Raw genomic sequence first — 1,628 nt, 5'->3', positions numbered from 1 at the left:
GGAAGATATCTTGAGAATCTAAGTTATGCATCTTAAATAGTCTTATTTAAGATGTTCAGATCTCTTTGTGTGTTTAACTAACTGATAATACTAGGATATGATGAGGGAAGTGATAGTGCGGAATAATAACGAATGAACATTATGAAAACTGGAATGGTTCAAAATTGTAGCAATTTTGAACCATTCACAATGGATATCAGCTAAAGAACATTACCGATACGCACAGGATACCCACGATCAGCGTAATCAGATTTCCGATGGAACGCCAGGGTTTAAGCGCCGGGATCAGATACGTTGACAACGTAGGCATGATGAAAAGTATCATGGCAATGAGCGGGCCGCTGATCGCGTAAATCATCGAAATCGCGTTCGGGTTAATGCAACAAACAATGAAGGTGATCAGCGATACCAACATAATTGATAGTGCGCGGTTAAATGCACGACTTTTCTTTACACCAACCTGCTGTAGTGTTGTTTTGACGACCTCCGTGGCACCTTCAATAACGCCAAAGTACGTACCCAGGAATGATTTCGACATCGCAACTACTGCGACAATAATCCCGGAAATTGACAGCCATGCTGGGGCGTTCGGCAGCATAGAAAGCGCCGATAAAATGGTGACCCCTTCTTCTTTAGCCGCTTCAATATACGAAGGTGGAATAGAAAGCAGGCAGCTAAAGACAAAGAACAGTACACTTATGCAGATGATGAGATAAGCGACTTTCATAATTTTTTTGCATTTATCCATAGCGTGTTCGCCATATTTTTCACGTCTGTCTATGGCAAACGTAGAAATAATGGGCGTATGGCTAAAGGCGAAAACCATCACGGGAATCGATATCCATATCTGGTGAAGGGTATTCTGATTGAACTCTACCTGGGTCGTTAATAGATCAGGTTGCCAACTACCGACAAGGTAAATGGAAAGAAATAAGAAATAGGCAATCAATGGGAATACCAAAAAACCCATTACCCGAATGGTTGCATGGCGTCCCATCAGAAAAATGAGATTCAGGATTAATACAACACCCAGACTCACCAACATACGGATGCGAAGATCAATAACCATATGCTTTGCCAGCTGTTCCGTAAGTGAGTTGGTAATTGCCACTGCATATATCAACACGACGACAAAAAAGGCGATGAAGTACAGCGTGGTAATCAGATTACCAATCTTCTTGCCATAGTAGTGTGTTACTGCGCCCGTTATCCCTTCACCTGCTGATGTTTTCGATGAGAGGATGAACTGGCATAAGGCTTTATGTGGCCAATATGTTAAAGGCCAGGCGACCAGAGCAGTAATAAACAGGACCACAGCCCCTGCCGAACCTAACTGAATAGGAAGGAAGAGCGTGCCTGCACCAACGGCTGTGCCGTAGAGCGCGAAACTCCACAGAGTTTCTTCTTTAGACCAAATATTAGACATTATCTGAACGTATCATCTACAAATTAAACAAAATGGAGGGCAATTTACCATAAACCAGGTTAAGTATGGGAGATTAACGCCCTATCTACCCCTCTATTGGTGGGTTAGTGGTTGCAAACCTTACGTGCCAGTTATGACTCTGACTACTGCTCAGGCATATTTCCTTTGTGATAAAAATCACTTTTTTTAAACAATTAAGATA

At 42.3% G+C, this 1,628-nt stretch carries 1 protein-coding gene; it reads right to left on the bottom strand.

Annotated elements, in window-relative coordinates:
• Nucleotides 1-196: 196 nt before the first annotated feature.
• The gene (locus E0D98_RS24025; protein ID WP_000065950.1) at nt 197-1,426 is read right to left on the bottom strand and encodes an amino acid permease; all 1,230 of its coding nucleotides are present in this window, start codon (nt 1,424-1,426) and stop codon (nt 197-199) included.
• Between the last annotated feature and the right edge of the window lie 202 nt (nt 1,427-1,628).

Source organism: Escherichia sp. KCJ4928 (genome assembly GCF_004352695.1).
GTDB lineage: Bacteria > Pseudomonadota > Gammaproteobacteria > Enterobacterales > Enterobacteriaceae > ECMA0423.
This window is presented reverse-complemented; position numbering and strand designations above follow the sequence as displayed.